The sequence below is a fragment of the Flavobacterium sp. PL002 genome (genome assembly GCF_054165825.1).
In genome coordinates this window covers 3329901-3350042 of sequence record NZ_CM135110.1, presented here as the reverse complement: position 1 = coordinate 3350042, position 20142 = coordinate 3329901, and the positions used below count along the sequence as shown (strand labels likewise).

Genomic DNA, 20142 nt, shown 5'->3' with positions numbered 1-20142 from the left:
AAAACAATACTTGATTTAAAAAAAAACAACTATATGAATTTAAAAAAGTTTATCTCAAACAAAGTAGGATATACACTGCTAATACTATTTTTTAGTTTGCTGACATTCGCACAAAGTCAACCTTATTTATCACAAAAATCATTTGCAAGTACAGTACTTGTACCCACTAATTCTAACCTGCAAGACGCATTAAATAATTACACTATCTGGAAGACAAATTTTACAGAATCTTGTGGCAATGGACAAATTAGGGTTAAATTTGACACGAATAGTCAAACTGTTTCTGAGGGAATTGGATACGGAATGTTACTTGCGGCTTATGCACACGATCAATCCCTTTTTGATGGTTTGTGGAATTATTATAAAAGTAATCGCAATGCGAACGGAGTAATGAACTGGAAAATTAATGGATGTAGTGGGATTCTAGGCCAAAACGGTGCCTCAGATGCAGAACTAGATGCTGCAATGGCATTAATTGTAGCAGACTCTAATTGGGGAAGTCCATCTGTAACTAAATACAAAAGCGATGCAGCAGCACTGATTACTATTGTAAAAACACACGAAATAGAATCTGGAACAAATATTTTAAAACCTGGAGACATGTTCGGAGGTTCCTCATTGACAAATCCTTCTTATTTTGCTACCGGTTATTTTAGAGCATTTGCCAATTTCATGAATGATCCCTATTGGAATACTGTAGCAAATAAATGCTACACCGTAATTAATAACAATTTACAAGTTAATAATGCCGTGGGAGGAATAGTGTCTGATTGGTGTGATAGTAGTGGTAACTATACATCTAACGGCTACTTAAACAGTGGTAAAACCTATTCATACGATGCCGCTAGGACACCTTGGAGAATTGCAGTAGATTTTGCTTGGTTCCAAAATAGTCAAGCTAAAGAGTATTCTAAAAAATCATCTGATTTTGTTAGAATCAATTTAGGAGGATCAGCAAATATTGTTGATGGATACAATCAAAATGGAACTAAAGTCGGTAGATACCACAACCCCACTTTTGTAGGTGGTTTTGCTTGCGCCGCAATGGGAGGAGACAATCAAGTACATTTAAATAATTCGTACACGGATTTAAAAAACTTGAATGAACCAAACAGTTATTTTAATCAAACCTTAAAAACATTATATTTATTTTTATTGAATAGTAGCTTTTATTTACCTGATAATGCTTCTGGTAATACAAATACACCTATTAATACATCTCCTACAGCAGCGATTACCTCACCAAATAATGGCGCTGTATTTACTAGCGGAGCAAACATAGCTATAACCGCAAGTGCTACAGATAATGGCTCTATTACTCAAGTCGCTTTTTACAAAGGAACCACCTTACTGGGAACAGATACTTCAAGTCCATATCAATATACTATTTCGAATGCTAGTGTGGGTACTTACTCATTAAAAGTAATCGCAACTGATAATGAAGGAGCTACAACTTCATCAAGTATTGTAAATGTTACCGTAAATGCTGTTGTCACTCCTCCTTCATCTGGTGGGAATTGCAATTTTGGAACACCAAGCACAGGTAACTTAAGCTCATTTGACAGAATAACATTTAATAAAATGTATAAAATAGGTACTGGTGGTCCAAATTTATCAAATTTTAAAAATTTTAAAATCAATTGGAATGCAGCAACTAAATCATTAGCACAATTTGCTTACAGTACTAACGATGGAGTTCCTGGATATTATGTTGATTTAAGAACTACTATTTCTCAGAGTTTTTCGTCAAGTAGTCCAGCAGTTAAAATAATAGGTTCTGGAATTACAGGTTTAGATGGTAATTATTGGGTAAACAAACATGGCCTTAACCTCGCTTTGGTTTCTAAAGATGGAAATTACACTTTGTATTTTAGTAATGACAATGTTACACCTAGTTGCAATACGGCAAAAAAAGTAATTGATGAAAAACTTTTAAAAGCTGAAGCTGAAACAAGTAACATAACTGTTTACCCAAACCCATCCAACGGTGTCGTAAATATAGATGGAATTCAACTAGGAACTAATTTAATTATTAGTAATATGCAGGGAGAAACAGTTTATCAAAAAAAGGCTGCAGGCGATTCAAAGAAAATCGATATTTCCTATTTACCCAATGGATTTTACATTCTTACAATAGACTCAAAAGAAAATACAAAAAAATTAAAAATAATAATTAGTAAGTAGTCAGTTTATTTAGATCGAGAAGAGTCATCCTTAACTGAAATTTTGGATGGCTTTTTTTTAATCGTAATTATCTTAATCATTAATACTTCAAAATTGAGTCGATTTTTATCAATACCATTTCAAAAACACAAATGAAAACAAAAACTACTTTTATAGCACTTCTCTTTTAAACCAAGCCTATAAAAAATATGTTTGACTTATAGATAATCAGTAAAACAAATAGGCAATTATTATTAAAAAAATCAGTTAACTAATTAGCTGATTTCACCGTTGTACTTTAAAAGTATGGTAAAAAAATCACTCTTAAATAGAATTGTAATTATTTACATCATTATACTGGCTTCTTTTTGAATTATATTTTATATGAAAAAAATAGTTTTGATCATTTTATCATTTTTTGTTACTTCTTTATTTGCACAAAATAATACTTATCGATTTAAAAATATTTCAACTAGAGATGGACTTTCGCAAAGTGCGGTAATAGCCATTCATCAAGATAAATTAGGGCAAATGTGGTTGGGAACCCGCGATGGCCTTAATAAATATGACGGAAGTAAATTCACGGTCTACCGCAATGAAGACAAAGACAGTTTATCTCTCAGCAACAATGATATTTTAAGTATTTCCGAAGATACTAATGGCCAAATTTGGGTGGGTACCTACAACGGACTAAACCAATATGATCCTATAAAGGACAGCTTCAAACGCTATTTTCATACTAACGATCCACAATCCTTAAGCAATAATGTGATTTGGTGTATTACTCAAATTAATAATGAAATCTGGATTGGTACTTCAAAAGGACTATCGGTTTTTAATATAAAAACAAGTCGATTTAAATCCTTTTACAAACAAAAAAACAACAAAAACAGCTTACCAAGTAATTACATATTAAGTATTACCAAAACACCCAAAGGCCATATTTACATTGGAACTTCAAAAGGTTTGTGTGAAGCAAAATTTGATCATACTGGCAAATTATCCTTTAAAAATATACTTACCCCCGATACCTTTTTTGTCCAAACCATCATCAGTGATAAAGACGATAATTTATGGATTGGCACAAAATACAAAGGACTTTTCTATTATGATAATCAAAAACAAACACTTAGCTCCTTAAAAAATAAAAAAGGATTCGAAAAGATTGACAACGATATTCGTGCCCTCACATTCGATAAAAATAATGCCCTTTGGATCGGTTCCTACAACGGTGTCACCATAATCGATCAAAATAATAAATCGCAAACAATACATAACGATGAGAATCCCAATATTGATAAAATAAAAGCATTATTTACAGATGTAAAAGGTTCTGTCTGGATGGGATGCTACTACAAAGGAGTAAATTTATGGGATGTTTCCAATAGCAATTTCACCAACTTCAATCAATACAATAAGGACAAAAAATTGAGCTTTGACGTCGTGAGTGCGATCGTTTCAGATAAAAAAGATAATATCTACATGGGAACGGAAGGTGGCGGAATTACCGTTTTTAACCCTACTTCAGGAAAAACCAGCTATCTTTTTGATAAACAAATCAATACTACTCCTAGTGATAATATCAAATCCCTGTTTTTTGATAGTAGCGGGCATTTGCTCATTGGTAGTTTTCTTGATGGCCTTAAAGCTTATAATCCTACTACAAATACCGTTGATGCCACATTTGTACCTATAACACTTCATCAACTACTCAAAGAAACTGGAGTCTATGCTATCAAAGAAGAAAAGAATGGCATACTATGGCTGGGGACTTTTGGAAAAGGTCTCATTCGATTCGATAAAAAAACAAATACGCACATATCCTTCACAATTGATAATTCCTCCTTAACAAATAATCGAATACGTACTTTACTTATAGAAAATGATCATATTTGGGTTGGTACACAAAATGGTCTAAATGTTTTGAGTACAACAAACAAACATTCTAAAAAACAAGGTCCAAAAAACTATTTTTACAATCCTAAAACACTCTCTGGAGATGATATTTTAACCATTTTTAAGAACAAAAAAGGGACTATCTGGATAGGTACTAAAGCAAAAGGATTGTTTTATCTAAAAAATGGCGTATTTAAAGATGTTACATTATCTGCAAAAAATGGAATTATAACGGCTATTCATTCTATCCAAGAAGACACTAAAAATAACTTGTGGTTAGGTACCAATCACGGAATTGTAAAATACAATACTGTAAAGGAAACATCAACTATTTACGATCAAAAAGATGGCGTTGTTAATAATGAATTTAATGATAATGCGAGTTTACAAGTTGGGTCAAGTCAATTTTATTTTGGGTCACCATCAGGAGTAAGCTATTTTGACAGTAACAAGATCGCTATAAATCACTATGTACCAAAAGTACTTTTGACTACTTTGTGTATTCAAAATAAACGTATTAAACCTAATGATACCTCTGAAATATTAGATAAAAATTTAATTTATACCAAAAAAATCATCTTGCCGTATGACAAAGCCAACTTTACTATCAGTTTTTCAATTCCGAATTTTGTTCGCTCCCAAAAAAATCAGTACCGTTATAGATTGGTCGGCTTAGAAAATAACTGGACAACAACCAATAATCCTGAGGTTAGTTATGCAATTCAAAATGCAGGGTCCTATACCCTTGAAATTTTAGGAGCTAATAATGATGGTCTTTGGAATAAAGAACCAACCGTATTAGAGATTGAGGTATTGCCAGCTCCATGGCTTAGTATTTGGGCAATTTTAGCATATTTTATTTTGGCCGGATTAGCTATTTATGGTTTAGTATGGGTATTTAAGTCTAAAGAAAAACTCAAACAAGAACTAGAATTAGAACAACTCGCAGCAGAACGAATTAAAGAAAACAATCAAGCCAAATTAGAATTCTTTACTAATATTTCACATGAATTTAGAACACCGCTTACGCTTATTTCTGGGCCATTACAACAAATTATAGCCCAGTACAGCGGATCAAACGATATGTACAAAAAGCTATTGGTAATGGAAAGTAGTACCACACATTTACTAGACCTGATCAATCGATTAATGGATTTTAGAAAACTAGAAAGTAACCTATCAAAACTAGAAGCTGCCAATGGCAATATTGTAAAATTCACTAAAGAAATCTATTTATCATTTACGGAATTTGCTAAAGATGGCGGATACAACTATACTTTTGAATCCTCTGATGACGAAATTTATATTTATTTTGATCGTAACAAGTTGGAACGCGTATTTTATAATTTAATATCAAATGCCTTCCGCTATACACCAGCTGGAGGAACTATACACATTCGATTAAAAAAAGAAGCTTCAAATTTCCGATTTGAAATTGAAGACTCAGGTGTAGGGATTGCACCCGAACATATTACGAATGTATTTGAACTTTTTTATGAAGTTCCTATGCTCAATCAAGAACACAAACAGTATTCAAAAGGTACAGGAATAGGACTTTCAATAGTAAAGAACCTTGTTACCTTACACCATGGATCAATAATAGTAGTAAATAAAGAGAATATAGGTGTCATTTTTACATTAACACTTCCAACAGGTAAAAATCATTTAAGTGAAAACGAAATCATCAAAGATTTTAAAATTAGTGACGATATTTCTTTATATACCTCACAAATAAAGAACAGACCTGTACAAGTATTTGCGGATGATATTGCAGATTTAGTTCACGATGACAGCAAACCAACCATCTTAATTGTAGAAGATCACAAAATATTGCGCAATTTTATTTGCAATTTATTAAAAGACGAATACAATGTAATCACTGCCGATAACGGTAAAACAGGGTTTAAAAAAGCAGTTAAATATGTGCCTGATTTAGTTATTAGCGATGTAATTATGCCCGAAATGGTAGGTACAGAATTGTGTTCGAAAATAAAAGAAAACCCAAAAACGAGCCATATTCCGGTAATACTGTTAACCTCGAGGTCATCACTGGTCTATAAATTTGAAGGTTTGGATAGTGGAGCAGACGATTATATTAGTAAACCTTTTAATTTATTAGAATTTAAACTGCGTATCAAAAACACTATTGAATCTAATGCTAGGTTGAAGAACAAATTTATAAAAGAAGATTTCTTCGGTCCAAAAGAAGTACAACTTTCGACTGTTGATACTGAAATGCTAAAAAAAGCTTTCCAAATTGTAGAAATTAATATCGGAAACACACAGTTTGACATTCCGCAATTCTGTACTGAACTTGGTGTAAGTAGAACGATGCTGTTTAATAAAATAAAAGTATGGACAAATTTTACTCCTAACGAGTTCATTCATGAAATACGATTAAAAAGTGCTGCGCAAATGTTAGAGCAAAATAAAATCAATATTTCTCAAATAGCCTACAAAGTAGGTTTTAATAGTCCAAAATACTTTAGCAAATGTTTCCAAAAAAGATTCGATATCTCTCCTAATGAATATGCAGATAAATTTTATATTGAAGCAGACTAAAAAAATCCTTGGTTATGATGGGATGATTAAAATGATTATTAGGACAATAGTATATAATATTTTGAATTCTCAGGATACAAATATGGATTAGATTTGCCATTTTAAGTTTCAATAGCGATAAAATATTAACTTAGATTCAATTAATAAATGTAACATTTGGAAGTTGCGGTTTGGTTATTTTTTCAAAAAAAGAAAAGAAAATTAATTCTTCTCCCCTTTTACCGAATGTTAAATTTAGTCTTTAGCAAAATTAATTTATCTACAGTTGTTTTAGGTAATTCATTTATTCTTGCAGGAGTCAAAGTACCAGCATTAAAGGTCCCTAATCTATAGAATTTAAAAATTGAGCTCTAAGATATAACAAACTAGGAACACCATCTGCCATATTCCAAGTTCTTGAATTGGTTCTTCCAACGGTTGTATTATTAACAAAGGTTAATGATGTTGCCACTTCTATTTCAATAGTTGGCTAGGAATCTGATTTTAATAGACTTAGTAAATCCATCTCCAGAACTTTTAAAATTTATTGAGGTCAGTAGTTACGAACATATAATTTTAGATTGATATATTTTTTCTGACTCGACCATTCTTACTATCAAATTGTTGAATATTGTGTCTTTGCTTTGAGAACGGTTAATTCGATAACAAAATTCATCAAGATACCTGTTTATATTAAAGTCACTTACCGATGAATATGTTGTTCTAATCCATGATTTTACTTGATGAATCATTGTGTGCAATGCCATAAAATTCATCCCTTTGTTGCTTTCTATTTGTGTGATATTATAATCTCCAAATAAAGGACGATAACCTTTCCATTTATCTGTGGTTATTTTTGCATTTTTATTAATGTGCTTTTCAAATATTGTCTCTAATTCTTTGGCTGAATAATTATCAATTTTCAAGGCATACATTCTTTTAATTTTTCCTTCATCTGTTAGTTCCACTGCTGTTACAACCTTTTTTTTCTTGCTATCATAACTCCTGCCTACTTTACCTTTTTCCTTTCCTCCAATAACGAATTCATCAACATGAACAGTTCCGTCCATTGGATGATTCTCACTAGATTTCATCGCTTCTCTAATTTTGTGCATAAATAAACGTGCTGTTTTTTCTGTAACTCCATAGCGAACTCCCATGTAACTGGCAGATAAACTTTTAGTGGTGGTTGACATCTCAAAACATATAAAAAAGGCTTTGCGTAAACCAAACTTAACCTTATGAAATAAAGTGTTTGCCGCCGCGGTTTCTGTATGGCTGCAGATATTACAAGTTCTGGAAAAATCTTTGCGGATTTGACTCTTTGTATGCTTACATTTTAAACAAATAAATCCTCGTTCCCATTTATAATTTGCTAAATATTCTTTGCAGTGTTCATCTGTTTTAAACCGTTCAGCGAACTCTAAAAGGTTTTGCCCTGTAAATAAATCCATGTTTCCCTTGTTTTATTGATCTCTAAGATATGAAATTATCTACTTACCTCAAAAAATTTAAATACCATCTTTCAATATAAAAAAGTAGCTTTAATTCATTTATTTGCTCTAATTTGTGTTTATCACAAAATAAATTTTCCCAGATTAATAGACTTAAAGACACTTAACATCTTTATAACTTCCAAAAAAACAAGTTTCTTTGTTTTAGAAAATTTATTGAGCGTTATAAAACGAATTAGTTAAAAAAATATGTACAGTATCTTTTTAATTCATTTTTATTTATGAGGATTACATTCTAATATTTGTGGCCAATTATTTTATAAAAACCTTAAGGTAAATTGTACGACTTCAGCACCCCAATATCTATAATATTCAAATTTAGGTATGTCTTCTATTTGAACTCCCTTATTTTGTAAAATATTATAAAAATGATTATAATTGATATCAATTACACCCCAGACCCCTAATCCAGTAGAGCACAAGAAGGACAAACTCCCGTTACTGTAAAATTGACCTGTTTTACTTGATAGTTACTTGGTAGTTTAAAAGTAGGCTCTACGTTTTCTAAGCAGGTAACTAACTGGCATACTTCGCAATTAAAATGCACGTGATTGTGAATGTGGTGATGCTCTTTATGGTCAGTATGATGGCAGGCAGCATATTTTACCGTACCTGATGGTGTTACAATTTTATGAATAACATCCTCAGCAGTCAAACGGTCTAAAATGCGATAAATCGTCACTCTGTCACAAGATTCTTGGTTTAGCTCCTGTATTTCAGCATGTGACAAGGCGACTTCTGATTTTTTTATTAATTCGAAAATTGCCGCTTTGGCTGTAGTGTTTCTAGTATTTTTCATTTGGATATAAAATTAAACGCAACAAAGTTGCATTTAAGAATAAGATTTATATATTTGCAACATAATTGCATTAAGCAAAGATACGGTAAAAGTAGGTAGTTAGAAAACTTCGCTTACTATCGCCACAAATAAAGTATTGCACTACGATTAATGAAACAGAAAATTGCCATAATTAACTTTGTACTCTCACTTACAGTATTGTTTTCAGTGCTGTTTCAGTCAGTGCATTGTTATGTGCACCAGTCTGAAATTAATACGGAGCAAATTGCAAACCAAGAATTGTCAAAAAACAAATCTGAACTGGCGCACAGTCATACCATTGATTTAAAATGTGCCACCTGCGATTTTCAGTTTAGCTGCTTTACGGCTTCTGATTTTTTCTTATTTCAGTTTGTTAAGACCACTACTATCAGCACCATTTATACAGTGGTCTCAACTCAAAACTTCTCTTTCTTCACCGGAAGTCTCTTCTCTTTACGGGCGCCACCAACTTTTTAAAATACTGCAAAACAAATCTCCTTACACCAAGGTTGATCGGCTTTTACCTATTTTAAAACGAACAAATGTCAAAGAAAATTTCGATTTTTTTCTGGCTGATGCTTTTTTGCAATACCATGTATTCGCAACATTCCATCAGTGGAAAAATAACACTACAAGGGCAATCAAATGCCTCAAATATCCATGTGCACATTGCTAACAAAACAACGAGAACCGATTTATCGGGTAGCTATGTAATTGACGATTTAGCTCCGGGAAAAATAGCTATTTCAATATCCTACTTGGGTTACAAAAACACCGACACTATTGTTGATTTAAAAAGTAACTTAAATCTTAATTTCAAACTGCAAGTCAATACCACTAATTTAAACGAGGTTGTTGTTCAGGCTAAAGCCAAAACGGATAACAGCTCAAACCCTGCACAGCTTGTCAACCTACAAACGATAGAAAAATACAGCAATCAATCTCTAGGTGATGCATTATCTGAAGTGCCTGGTGTTTCTACTCTAAAGACTGGAAACGCAGTTGTAAAACCGATTATCAACGGTTTATATGGTAGTAGAGTAGCAATTTTAAACAACAATGTAAAACTGGAGGACCAACAATGGGGTTCAGAACACGCACCCAATTTTGACATCAACAGTGCCAATAAAATAACGGTGATTAAGGGAGCTTCGGCCTTGCAATATGGCGGTGATGCTATTGGCGGACTGGTACTAATTGAACCTATTAGCAGTAAAAAGGATACTTTATTTGGTAAAACAATCCTGAACTATGATACCAATGGAAAAGGCGGATCAATTAGTTCGAGTATCCATAAAGGCAATAGTAATGGCTGGAGTTACAACGCACTAACCACCCTTAAATATATGGGTGATAAAACAGCGCCTGGCTATACTTTATCGAATACTGCTAATCGTGGAGCAAGTTTTTCTGGAGATATTAAATACGACGCTATAAAGTACAATGTGAGTGCATCGTATAGTTATTACAAATCGATTATTGGAATTTTGAGCGCTTCCCATACCGGTAATGTGAATGACCTGTACCAATCGATCAACAATAAAATCCCAGCCATTATCAATGATTTTTCTTATACTATTCATAATCCAAAACAGGATGTAACGCACCACATCGCCAAAATTAATTTCAATTACTATTTCAACGAATCGGCTTTCTTAGCTTTTCAATATGCTTATCAATATAACCGAAGGTTGGAATTTGATGTGCGTAGAGCCGAATACAATAGTACCGCGGCCTTAGATTTGGATCTAAAAACAAGCACCGTTTCCGTAGATTTCCAAAAGAAAGCACACGACTGGAATTTAAAAACGGGTGTTATAGGTAGTTTTCAAAACAACTATGCTAATCCTGCAACTGGCATTCGACCATTAATACCTAATTATGATAAAATTGATTTAGGTGCCTACGGAATTGCAACTTACAACTTGGCTAATGATTTCACTATTGATAGTGGTTTGCGATATGACTTTTCGAAAATTGATGCAACTAAGTACTACCAAAAATCACGATGGGAAGAACGCGGTTATGACAACACATTTCCGGAATTTATAACTGAAGATTTTGGAACGCAATGGTTGACAAAACCGAGTTTTACTTTTCACAATGTATCCGCAAGTGCTGGAATTCAAAAGAAAACAACTACCAACTGGCACTTTTTTGCCAATGCGAGTTTTGCTTCAAGAAATCCTAACCCTTCTGAATATTTTAGTGATGGATTGCACCACTCAACAGGAGTAATCGAACTGGGCGATTTGAATTTAGAAAAGGAACAGTCAACCAAATTATCGCTAACTATTCGAAAAAAAATCAATCAGTTCTCTATCGAAGTAAACCCGTATATCAATTATATTCAAAATTACATTTATCTAAAGCCTGTGGGATTTGAGACAACAATTCGCGGCGCCTTTCCGGTCTGGGAATACAAGCAAACAAATGCTAAACTACTTGGCGTAGACCTTCAAACACAATGGAAAATCAACGATTCATGGCAGCATAGTTTTGCTATGGCTTATGTAAAAGGCGATGATTGCACTGAAAACCAACCTTTAATTGACATGCCGCCGCTTAACTTTTACAATAAAATTAGCTTTTCTAAGAAAAAATGGCACGAACTACTACTAGAAATTAAGAGCGAGATCGTAACGAGACAAAATAGGTTTGCAGATAATAATTTTAGTACTAATATCATCAATAACAATGAGTTTCAAGCTGTGATTGTAGATATCAGTACGCCTCCACCCGCTTACCACCTACTCCATTTTTATTCAGAGATGAAATTCAACAGCTTTAAAAAAGTGAGTACAACAGTAGCGTTTTCTGTTCAAAATATTATGAATGTTTCGTACCGAGATTACCTAAACCGTCAGCGCTTTTTTGCTGATGAACTAGGGCGAAGCTTCCAAATCCAACTCAAATTCAATTATTAAACTTTATAAACACTAATTTAAATTCAAACAAAATGAAAACAATGCAAAAATTAAACAAGTTGAAATCGTATGCACTTATCATGGCAACAGTTGTAGCCTTCTCATCATGTAGTAATGATGACAGTACTGATGCTCCTGTAAACGAGGAAGAGTTGATTACGACGGTAACGGCAATTTATACTCCTGTGGACGGTGGAACTGCAATTACCCTGCAATACAAAGATTTAGATGGCGAAGGTGCCAATGCTCCTGTGATTACTGTTTCTGGAAATTTCGAAAAAAATAAAACCTACAATGGTGTGCTTACCTTTAAAAATGAACTAGCTACTCCTGTGGATGATATTACACTCGAAATTATCGAAGAAGGGGTTGATCACCAAGTATTTTATCAAAAAACAGGGAATTTAAACGCTTTTACTTACGGTGCATCAGCTAGTAACCTTGATGCAAATGGACTGCCTGTAGGTTTACAATCTGTGTTTACAACTACTGATGCCGCTACAGGAACAGTAACAATCACTTTGCGTCACCAACCAAGTAAATCTGCTAGCAATGTTGCAGCTGGAGATATCACCAATGCAGCTGGAAGTACAGATGCTGAAGTTAGCTTCCCTATCACTGTTTTATAAATTAACGCACAAGCAATAAAACAGACTTACTGCTATTGAAAATCTCTTAGCGCATTTTAGTAACGGCTACTTACGGCTCATCCGTGGAATAGGTTGTTACTAAAAAGCGCATTTGATAGAAAGCTTTTCAACTAGTATTTTTTGTTTTATCGAATGCACAAACTGCTTCTTGTAACTCAGTGAAACATTGATACCTAAAATCTCTAGCAACAGCTGAATTATTACAAGTAAACCTTTCAACATTTAATACCACGAAGATCAAGACTTCTACAGCACCATACAGTATCAGCCTATTGGGTCATGAAAACAGTGTTACACATTAATCTTTAAAAAGTGAGCATCCGGCACATCAAGCCGCGTCCTCATAATAAAACAGCCATGAAAAAACAAGCAACTATCGTTTTTGATCTTTTAGGAATATCTAGTGCAACCTTGTGCTTAGTACATTGCCTAGTATTTCCGCTATTAACGGTACTACCACTAGGTTTTACTGGCAACCATTATCTTGATCTTTTCTTTGCCTTTATTTCATTCTGTGTAGTCCTGAAAATCATTTTTAGCTCGAGTCTGCTACTTGTAAAAGTATTACTTAGCTGCTCCATAATTGCAGTGATTGTGGGTGTGATTTTAGAATCATTTCTAACTGTTAATTCTCCTTTGATTCTTATAGGAGGATTAGGAATGATCATCGGGCACCTCATCAATTTTAAATCGCATTAGAGATTTTACTTTAACCCTTATTTTTTTTAGAATGAAAAATTGCGATTAATAAAGGTCATTTCAAAAACAATATATTAATGCCTCATTCTAGCAGTTTAAAAATTATAAGTAGTATAAAAATTAAATTTTGCCACAGCTTAAAAAGAATAGCACAGCTTAATATCCTTTTAAATCCTGCTAATCTGTGGCAAATATTTAGACATTAAAAGTTATCGCTTGCAATTGATACAATATTCCTCCCTTTCATTAAAATTTGAACCGAATTAATAATCATTTCGCAAATATTATTTTTAAATTTGCCTTGTGAAAATCTGGAGCATACTCTTATCATTTTTGGTACTACTTCTATCAACCGTACCCTGCAGCGCATTAGAAACCAAATCTAAATGTACGCTAGAGAAAAAGTGCGAACAAGATTCTCACAAATGTGGTAACGAATGTACCGGCAAATGCTCTCCCTTCTACTCTTGCGGTAGCTGCGTGGGTTTTGCTATGAACACATCTACCGTGATTAAATCTCTAAAACAACCGCTTATAAGTAGTAACAAATCACTTGATATTGCTGTAATTACCCTTGTGAAATCTTCCTTTAACGGTGCCATCTGGCAACCACCCAAATTTTCTTTTTATTTATAATCATTACTATCAGCTGTCTACAAGACGTAGCTGAAAAAATTATTCATATTAAGAAATAAAAAATGTTTAAATATATTTTACTCTTTGTGGCAATAGCAACTATTGGCACAGCTCAGGCACAACATAGCCTTAAAATCAATATTAAAGATAGCGATACTAATTTGCCATTGAATGCGGTTACAGCAACCATACAAGCACAATCCTTAACGGCTTATTCTAACGATGAAGGAGTTATCTCTTTTGAAAACCTAGCCGAAGGTGTGTACGCACTGTCTTTTCAACTAGAAGGATATGAGTTAGAAAACAAAACAATTCAAGTACCGTTACTTACTGCAGCAGATGTTATTGTTTACTTAAAAAGTAACGCTGAAGAAATGGACGAGATTGTCATTACAGCAACTAGGGGAACAAGAACGATCAGCAATATCCCTACCCGCGTCGAGTTTATCGCAGGTGAAGAGTTAGAAGAAAAAGCCAACATGAAGCCCGGTGATATCCGCATGATGTTGAATGAAAGTACAGGGATACAAACACAGCAAACATCGGCTACTTCGGGTAATTCTTCTATACGTATTCAAGGTCTTGACGGTCGTTATACCCAAATTTTAAAGGATGGTTTTCCAGTGTATTCTGGAGCTTCTAGCGGTTTAGGTTTGTTGCAAACACCACCCCTAGATTTAAAGCAGGTCGAAATAATCAAAGGTTCTGCCTCTACCTTGTATGGTGGCGGAGCGATTGCTGGATTAGTAAATCTAGTATCTAAAACGCCTACAGATGAAAGAGAATTACGCTTTTTATTAAACGGAACTTCTGCTGGAGGTCTCGACATAAACGGTTTTTATGGACAACGTTTTGGTAAAGTAGGTTTGACTGTTTTTGCTTCTCATGACCGCAACGCAGCCTACGATCCTGGTGATAATAAATTGACCGCAATTCCTAAATTCGAACGCTTTAACTTCAATCCTAAATTGTTTTTATACCTCAACGATAAAACCGAATTGAACTTTGGTGTGAATACCGTTTTCGAAGACAGAATAGGTGGAAACATTGATTATATTAAAAATCGTAGTGATTTCCCAGACAGCTATTTCGAAAAAAATAAAACCCAAAGAGTTAGCACGCAGTTCACACTTTCGCATAAATTTAATGATCGAGAATCTATTACAGTAAAAAACAGCATCAACAATTTCAGTCGTGTGATCACCATCCCTGATTACCTTTTTGATGGGGTTCAAACTAGTACTTTTTCTGAATTTACTTATGCTAATAACGGGGAGATTTCGCAATGGGTTGCCGGAGCTAATTTGTACACTGATGAGTTTAAAGAGAAAAACAACAATACATTTCCGGTAAGAGATTATAACCAAATCACCTATGGCGCCTTTGTTCAAAACACGGTAAAAGCAACGGATTGGTTGGATCTAGAAGCTGGCTTAAGAGGTGATTATGTGCATGAATATGGTTTCTCACTATTGCCACGTGCATCGGCATTGTTTAGAATTAGCCCTAAGCTTAGCTCTAGACTTGGTGGTGGATTAGGATATAAAACGCCTACAATTTTTACTGAGGAAAGCGAATCGATGCAATATCAAAATGTGTTGCCTATAAACAGCGATACTAACAAACTGGAAAAAAGTTATGGTTTCAACTTTGATTTAAACTACAAAACGCATCTTACTGATGCACTTTCACTATCGGTAAACCAGTTGTTTTTTTATACAAAAGTGAACGATCCTCTAATTTTGACACCGCTTGCAAACGACACTTTTCAGTTCTTGAATGTAGACGGAAATCTAAACACTAAGGGTACCGAAACCAATTTAAAATTCAGTTACGAAGACTTTAAATTGTTCATTGGGTACACCTACACTGACGCCACAGTCGAAAACAACGGCACCAAATCTCGCAATCCTTTAACAGCAAAACACCGCTTAAACAATGTATTGATGTACGAGGTCGAAGACAAATGGAAGGTTGGTTTAGAGGCCTACTACTATAGTCCGCAACAATTAACTGATGGTACAACTGGGCGCGATTACTGGATTTTTGGAGTGATGATAGAGAAACTATGGGAGAACTTTTCGATTTATGCTAATTTCGAAAATTTCACTGATACCCGCCAAACTCGTTTTGGTAGCATCTATACTGGAACACTAGCAAAACCTGTTTTCAAAGACATTTTTGCCCCGCTAGATGGCTTTGTAGTCAATGCCGGAATTAAAGTCAAAATCTAGATTTTTAAGCAGTCTCAAATTAGTAAAAAACCTCCTATATCGGATGATACAGGAGGTTTTTCTTGATACAGAAAATAACATTCTAATAGAATGTTATACCAGACGTAGTTTAAATATAGTCCAAAATGATCTTTGTTAGATCGAGTACAGTCAAGATGCAGTACTGGTTCTCTACTCCTCTTTGACTGACATATCCTGACGTTTTAATAAAAGATAACAGCTCTTATAAATTACAATATCCAGGAGTACTATTGAGCAAGCATAATAAATCCTGGAATTTTTTAAACCTAACAATATCTCTGGATTTTACTATTTATCGCACTATGACTATTTTAATACTTTTATTTTAATCCTTAGTAATAATTCCATACAAACTCCGGAATAAACTGAGAATACATTAACAATGAGTATTCACCATAGCACTATAACTATCCTGCACTGATCTTATAATATCAGACTTGTCTAAATTTAGTCCGTCGATATCATCAATGGTAGTAAACTCGCGCATATTATCAGTTCCCCACAAACTGAATTCTACAATAATCGGCGTTAAACTAATGCCTTTTGGGGTCAACAAATAAATGTTCTCCTTCTTATTCTCAGGAAGTTTTATCTTGAATATTAACTTATAGGTTTCTAATAATTTTAGTCGGGCAGATAAAATACTCGGTGCAATTTTCTCATCAGAATCTGATATTTCTTTGAACGTCTTTTTGTGTTTAACGAGCATATCTCTTATAATTAGCAAAGACCATTTGTCGCCTACAACATCAAGCGTAGCCGAGATTGGACAGCCTGAGCGAAATTCTTTTTCCATTTTTTTTAGAATTATTACTATTAATTCGATAGTAATTGTTATTTTTGCTTTCGATTCGATAGCAAAAATACAAAAATAAAACAACAAATATGTTAGCAGGACATTTCACAACAGCATTAATAGCGAAGCAAAAGTATCCAAAAGTAGCTTTATTATATTTTTTAATCCTATCACAATTGCAGGATTTACTTTGGTTTACCTTTCATTATCTGGGATTGGAAACCACTACACCAAGTGATGCCTTTGATGCCACATTGAGCAATATGGCGGTTGACATGTTGTATAGTCACGATTTGGTACCACTATTGTTCTGGTTGGCTATCGTTTTCATCATTGGCAAATTAGCATTCAAAAGTACCCAAATAGGAATAGTTAGTATGTTTTTAATCGGAATTCATTTTATTTTGGATTTCTTCTCTGGTCATATGCATCATGTATTTGGCGCAGGCACTACCGAGGCAGGTCTTGGTTTGTACGCCGCTTCTCCATACATCGCGATTTTGATAGAAGCCCTTTTTAGCGCTGTTGCACTCTGGTATTTCTTTACTGAAGAAACGAAAAAAGGCATTACACGAACTACTACCAACAAAATAGCAATTATTGCCGTTTTCGGCTACGGATTGATCTTCATGTTACTCATCGCAACACACTCTTTTAGAGAATTATTGGGTATTCCAGAATTTGATTTGGGTTTTAATACCAATATGCCAACCTTAATTTTGACGTATGCTGCAATGCTTTATTGTTTAAACTTTTTTGTACCAAAATTTAAGACAATCAATAAATAAGAATATGACTGCCCGCTTTTGAGGACTAAAAAAAAATGGCCCGCAGATTTTGAAGATTTCAGCAGCACAGATAGGATTATTCAAGGTAAATATCTGAAATCTATCTGCATTTTATAGATAGCGACTTACGCACGTATATTCCTAAAAAAATGCAACATTAAAAACAGATAAGTCCCTCAGTCAATTATGGTTTGTTTATCTTCGATTTTAGTAACTAAATCTAAAAATTACAGCGTAACAGCTGTAGCAAAAAAAAATTTAAAACATGAAATACGCATTAGTAATCGGACTCTTTTTAGTCCAAATCCTTGGTTATTCACAATCAAATAAAGAAACTGTTCCTACTCCAAAACCCGATGACAAGTTATTGTTGACTATTTTTCTTAAACACGATCAAAGCATGAATTTGAATGAGATCGAAAAGATTAGAACCGATCAAGGTTTTTATAAAAATTTTCCACCCGAAGGAGTTTCTGTAGTAAACTGGTATGTGGTTATGGGGATTGGACAAATGGTGGTCTTAGAACTTCCTGCTTCAAAATTAGCCGCAGTAAATCTAGCCATTGAAAGAACTGCTTGGAAGGCTTTCAAAACCGAAATTTATCCAACCTACAACTTGTACCCTATTGTAGAACCTAAGTTAGAAAATAAAGCGAAAATAGCTTACTAGAAAACATAAAAAAATAAGATAGTGCAAATTTGAGTTTGTACTATCTTATTTTTTTGTTTACTGTTTCCAATATTGTTTTTGGCGCTAATTTTGATTCAAAATTTCTGTTGTGCAAAAGTGGGTGATTTGTTTTATTTGGACTTGGATGGTCATTCTTCAAAGATATTCCTTCACCTTCTTACCACACAAAAGGGTTCTTTTGGTACCAGGATAAAAGCAAAAATGATAAAAGACCATATATTTAATAAAGTAAGAAATTTCACAAAAGAATGTATTATTCAAATGATTTAAACTTTTGTTATTTGCTTTTTATAGAAAAATCAATTACAATAGCTTATAAGAAAAAAACTAAACTTAGATATTCCATTAAAAAATATTTAAACACCCTGCAAATATCATATTAATTTGTATTTTCGTTTATTTAAGAACGATTTACTCTTAGGTTCATAACCTATGAAATTTTAGTAGGTAATTAAGAGGTATTTCAAATTTAATGTATGACGAAGTTCCACAAATAAACATATGAGTCTAATTAGTCCCAACATTCTTTTAAAGATCGAAGAACTTTTTATATATAAAAAATGGGATATTAATACCCGAATAGCTAGCACACCATCACTTTTTTTTCGCTTTTGCGAAAGACTGAAATTACTAAACGTTGAACAACAACTTCTAGTAATTGAATTATCTTACAAATATACGAGAATAGAATTGGGGAATTATCTAGAAAGATTTTATGACTCTTTAATTTCTTTAGGAGATAACGTTTATAATGATTTTGATAAGATTTTTGTTTACCCATTACTAAACCCACATAAAGCTACTCCTTCAAAAACTAAAAGTGCAGGTTTTCTGCATTATATGTTTGAATCAGATGATTATACTTGGTTAAGTGAAAAATTCATCCCCAATTCCTCGCTAAAATATTTACAGCAAAATTTTGACAACAAAGATTCTATTTTAATATTAATTGATGATTATGTTGGTTCAGGTGGTACTGCTATTGAAATTTGTAATGAATATATTAATGTAGAAATTAAAAGTGGCAAAATAAGTCCTAATAATATAAAAGTAGTTTCAATAGCTTCATCACTGCAGGGAACAAATACTGTAAAAGCTTCTCTTGGAATTGATGTAATTTCGGCATTAACTTTTGATAAGGGAATTTCAGACGATTCTAATAAAGAGAAAGCATTATCAAGAAAACAAACTATGGAGTCAATTGAAAGTATTTTGGATGTAACTCCGAATTTTAAATTTGGGTACAATCAAACCGAAGCACTTATCACGATGCTGCACAAAACTCCAAACAATACTTTTCCAGTATATTGGCTAGAAACAAGATATAAAATGGCACCTTTTCCGCGAAAAAAAAACTATAAATGGACAACACAGTAAAAATACTACTTCTAAAAATCATTAAATTCAACGGAGATATTTCTCCATTAATTAAAATGGGATATGAATATTCTCAAATTGTTAAATCAATTAACGAAGAAATAAATGATGGTAATGCCGAGCGAAAGAATGGTTTGTTAGGAATAACCGATAAAGGAAACAATTTAATTGATACTATTTCAAAAAAATTAAATAGAACAGACTCTGCAAAATGGATAGAACCAGAAATAGAAAGCAAAATCCCTAAAATTAAAATAAATTTTGTATACTTGCCAAATCAAAATGAACTTACGTTTAGATTTGATAAATAATTAGTGGCATCAATATAATTGATGTTGGGTCAATGAGTCATTGCCCTGTAAGTGAATGCTTTTTCAAGCATGCGATAA

The 20142-nt window shown here is 33.4% G+C and carries 14 protein-coding genes; 11 read left to right on the top strand and 3 right to left on the bottom strand.

Features of this window, described 5'->3' with window-relative positions:
* Positions 1–33 precede the first annotated feature (33 nt).
* Both ACVEGE_RS14515 and ACVEGE_RS14510 read left to right on the top strand, forming a co-directional pair.
* Entirely contained in the window at positions 34–2184 is a 2151-nt protein-coding gene (locus ACVEGE_RS14515) for a glycosyl hydrolase family 8 (protein ID WP_192499646.1), read from the top strand.
* Between the two features lie 363 nt (positions 2185–2547).
* Positions 2548–6621 carry a two-component regulator propeller domain-containing protein gene (locus ACVEGE_RS14510; RefSeq protein ID WP_192499647.1) on the top strand — a complete coding sequence of 1358 codons (4074 nt, stop codon included), beginning with the start codon at positions 2548–2550 and terminating at the stop codon, positions 6619–6621.
* Between the two features lie 539 nt (positions 6622–7160).
* Here the strand turns inward: ACVEGE_RS14510 and ACVEGE_RS14505 are convergent.
* Positions 7161–8054, bottom strand: a complete 894-nt coding sequence (locus ACVEGE_RS14505; protein WP_192501064.1) for an IS1595 family transposase — start codon at positions 8052–8054, stop codon at positions 7161–7163.
* Between the two features lie 463 nt (positions 8055–8517).
* A complete protein-coding gene (locus ACVEGE_RS14500) occupies positions 8518–8913 on the bottom strand; it encodes a Fur family transcriptional regulator (protein WP_192501413.1) in 396 nt (131 codons plus the stop codon).
* 150 nt (positions 8914–9063) lie between these two features.
* Here ACVEGE_RS14500 and ACVEGE_RS14495 point away from each other — a divergent pair, with 150 nt between their 5' ends.
* The 5 genes from ACVEGE_RS14495 to ACVEGE_RS14475 all read left to right on the top strand — a co-directional run bounded on the left by ACVEGE_RS14495 (position 9064) and on the right by ACVEGE_RS14475 (position 16080).
* A complete protein-coding gene (locus tag ACVEGE_RS14495) occupies positions 9064–9411 on the top strand; it encodes a hypothetical protein (RefSeq protein WP_192501414.1) in 348 nt (115 codons plus the stop codon).
* Positions 9412–9476: 65 nt separating this feature from the next.
* A complete protein-coding gene (locus tag ACVEGE_RS14490) occupies positions 9477–11861 on the top strand; it encodes a TonB-dependent receptor (RefSeq protein ID WP_192501415.1) in 2385 nt (794 codons plus the stop codon).
* A gap of 32 nt (positions 11862–11893) precedes the next feature.
* Positions 11894–12490, top strand: a complete 597-nt coding sequence (locus ACVEGE_RS14485) for a type 1 periplasmic binding fold superfamily protein (RefSeq protein ID WP_225738154.1) — start codon at positions 11894–11896, stop codon at positions 12488–12490.
* Positions 12491–12868: 378 nt separating this feature from the next.
* On the top strand, positions 12869–13210 hold the full coding sequence (locus tag ACVEGE_RS14480) for a MerC family mercury resistance protein (RefSeq protein ID WP_192501440.1): 342 nt from the start codon (positions 12869–12871) through the stop codon (positions 13208–13210).
* Between the two features lie 698 nt (positions 13211–13908).
* Positions 13909–16080, top strand: a complete 2172-nt coding sequence (locus tag ACVEGE_RS14475; protein ID WP_192501416.1) for a TonB-dependent receptor — start codon at positions 13909–13911, stop codon at positions 16078–16080.
* A 397-nt stretch (positions 16081–16477) separates the two neighbouring features.
* On the opposite strand, the gene ACVEGE_RS14470 is transcribed toward ACVEGE_RS14475, so the two are convergent.
* Complete coding sequence (locus tag ACVEGE_RS14470; protein WP_225738155.1) at positions 16478–16984, bottom strand: winged helix-turn-helix transcriptional regulator; 507 nt, start codon at positions 16982–16984, stop codon at positions 16478–16480.
* A 2-nt stretch (positions 16985–16986) separates the two neighbouring features.
* Here ACVEGE_RS14470 and ACVEGE_RS14465 point away from each other — a divergent pair, with 2 nt between their 5' ends.
* The 4 genes from ACVEGE_RS14465 to ACVEGE_RS14450 all read left to right on the top strand — a co-directional run bounded on the left by ACVEGE_RS14465 (position 16987) and on the right by ACVEGE_RS14450 (position 20064).
* Positions 16987–17685, top strand: coding sequence for a hypothetical protein (locus ACVEGE_RS14465; RefSeq protein WP_192501417.1), 699 nt, complete (start codon positions 16987–16989; stop codon positions 17683–17685).
* Between the two features lie 265 nt (positions 17686–17950).
* A complete protein-coding gene (locus tag ACVEGE_RS14460; protein WP_225738156.1) occupies positions 17951–18355 on the top strand; it encodes a hypothetical protein in 405 nt (134 codons plus the stop codon).
* A gap of 522 nt (positions 18356–18877) precedes the next feature.
* Positions 18878–19753 (top strand): phosphoribosyltransferase, encoded by an 876-nt coding sequence (locus ACVEGE_RS14455; protein ID WP_192501418.1) that lies wholly within the window; start codon positions 18878–18880, stop codon positions 19751–19753.
* A complete protein-coding gene (locus ACVEGE_RS14450; protein ID WP_192501419.1) occupies positions 19738–20064 on the top strand; it encodes a hypothetical protein in 327 nt (108 codons plus the stop codon). The genes ACVEGE_RS14455 and ACVEGE_RS14450 overlap by 16 nt, the downstream gene beginning before the upstream one ends.
* The last annotated feature ends 78 nt before the right edge of the window (positions 20065–20142 follow it).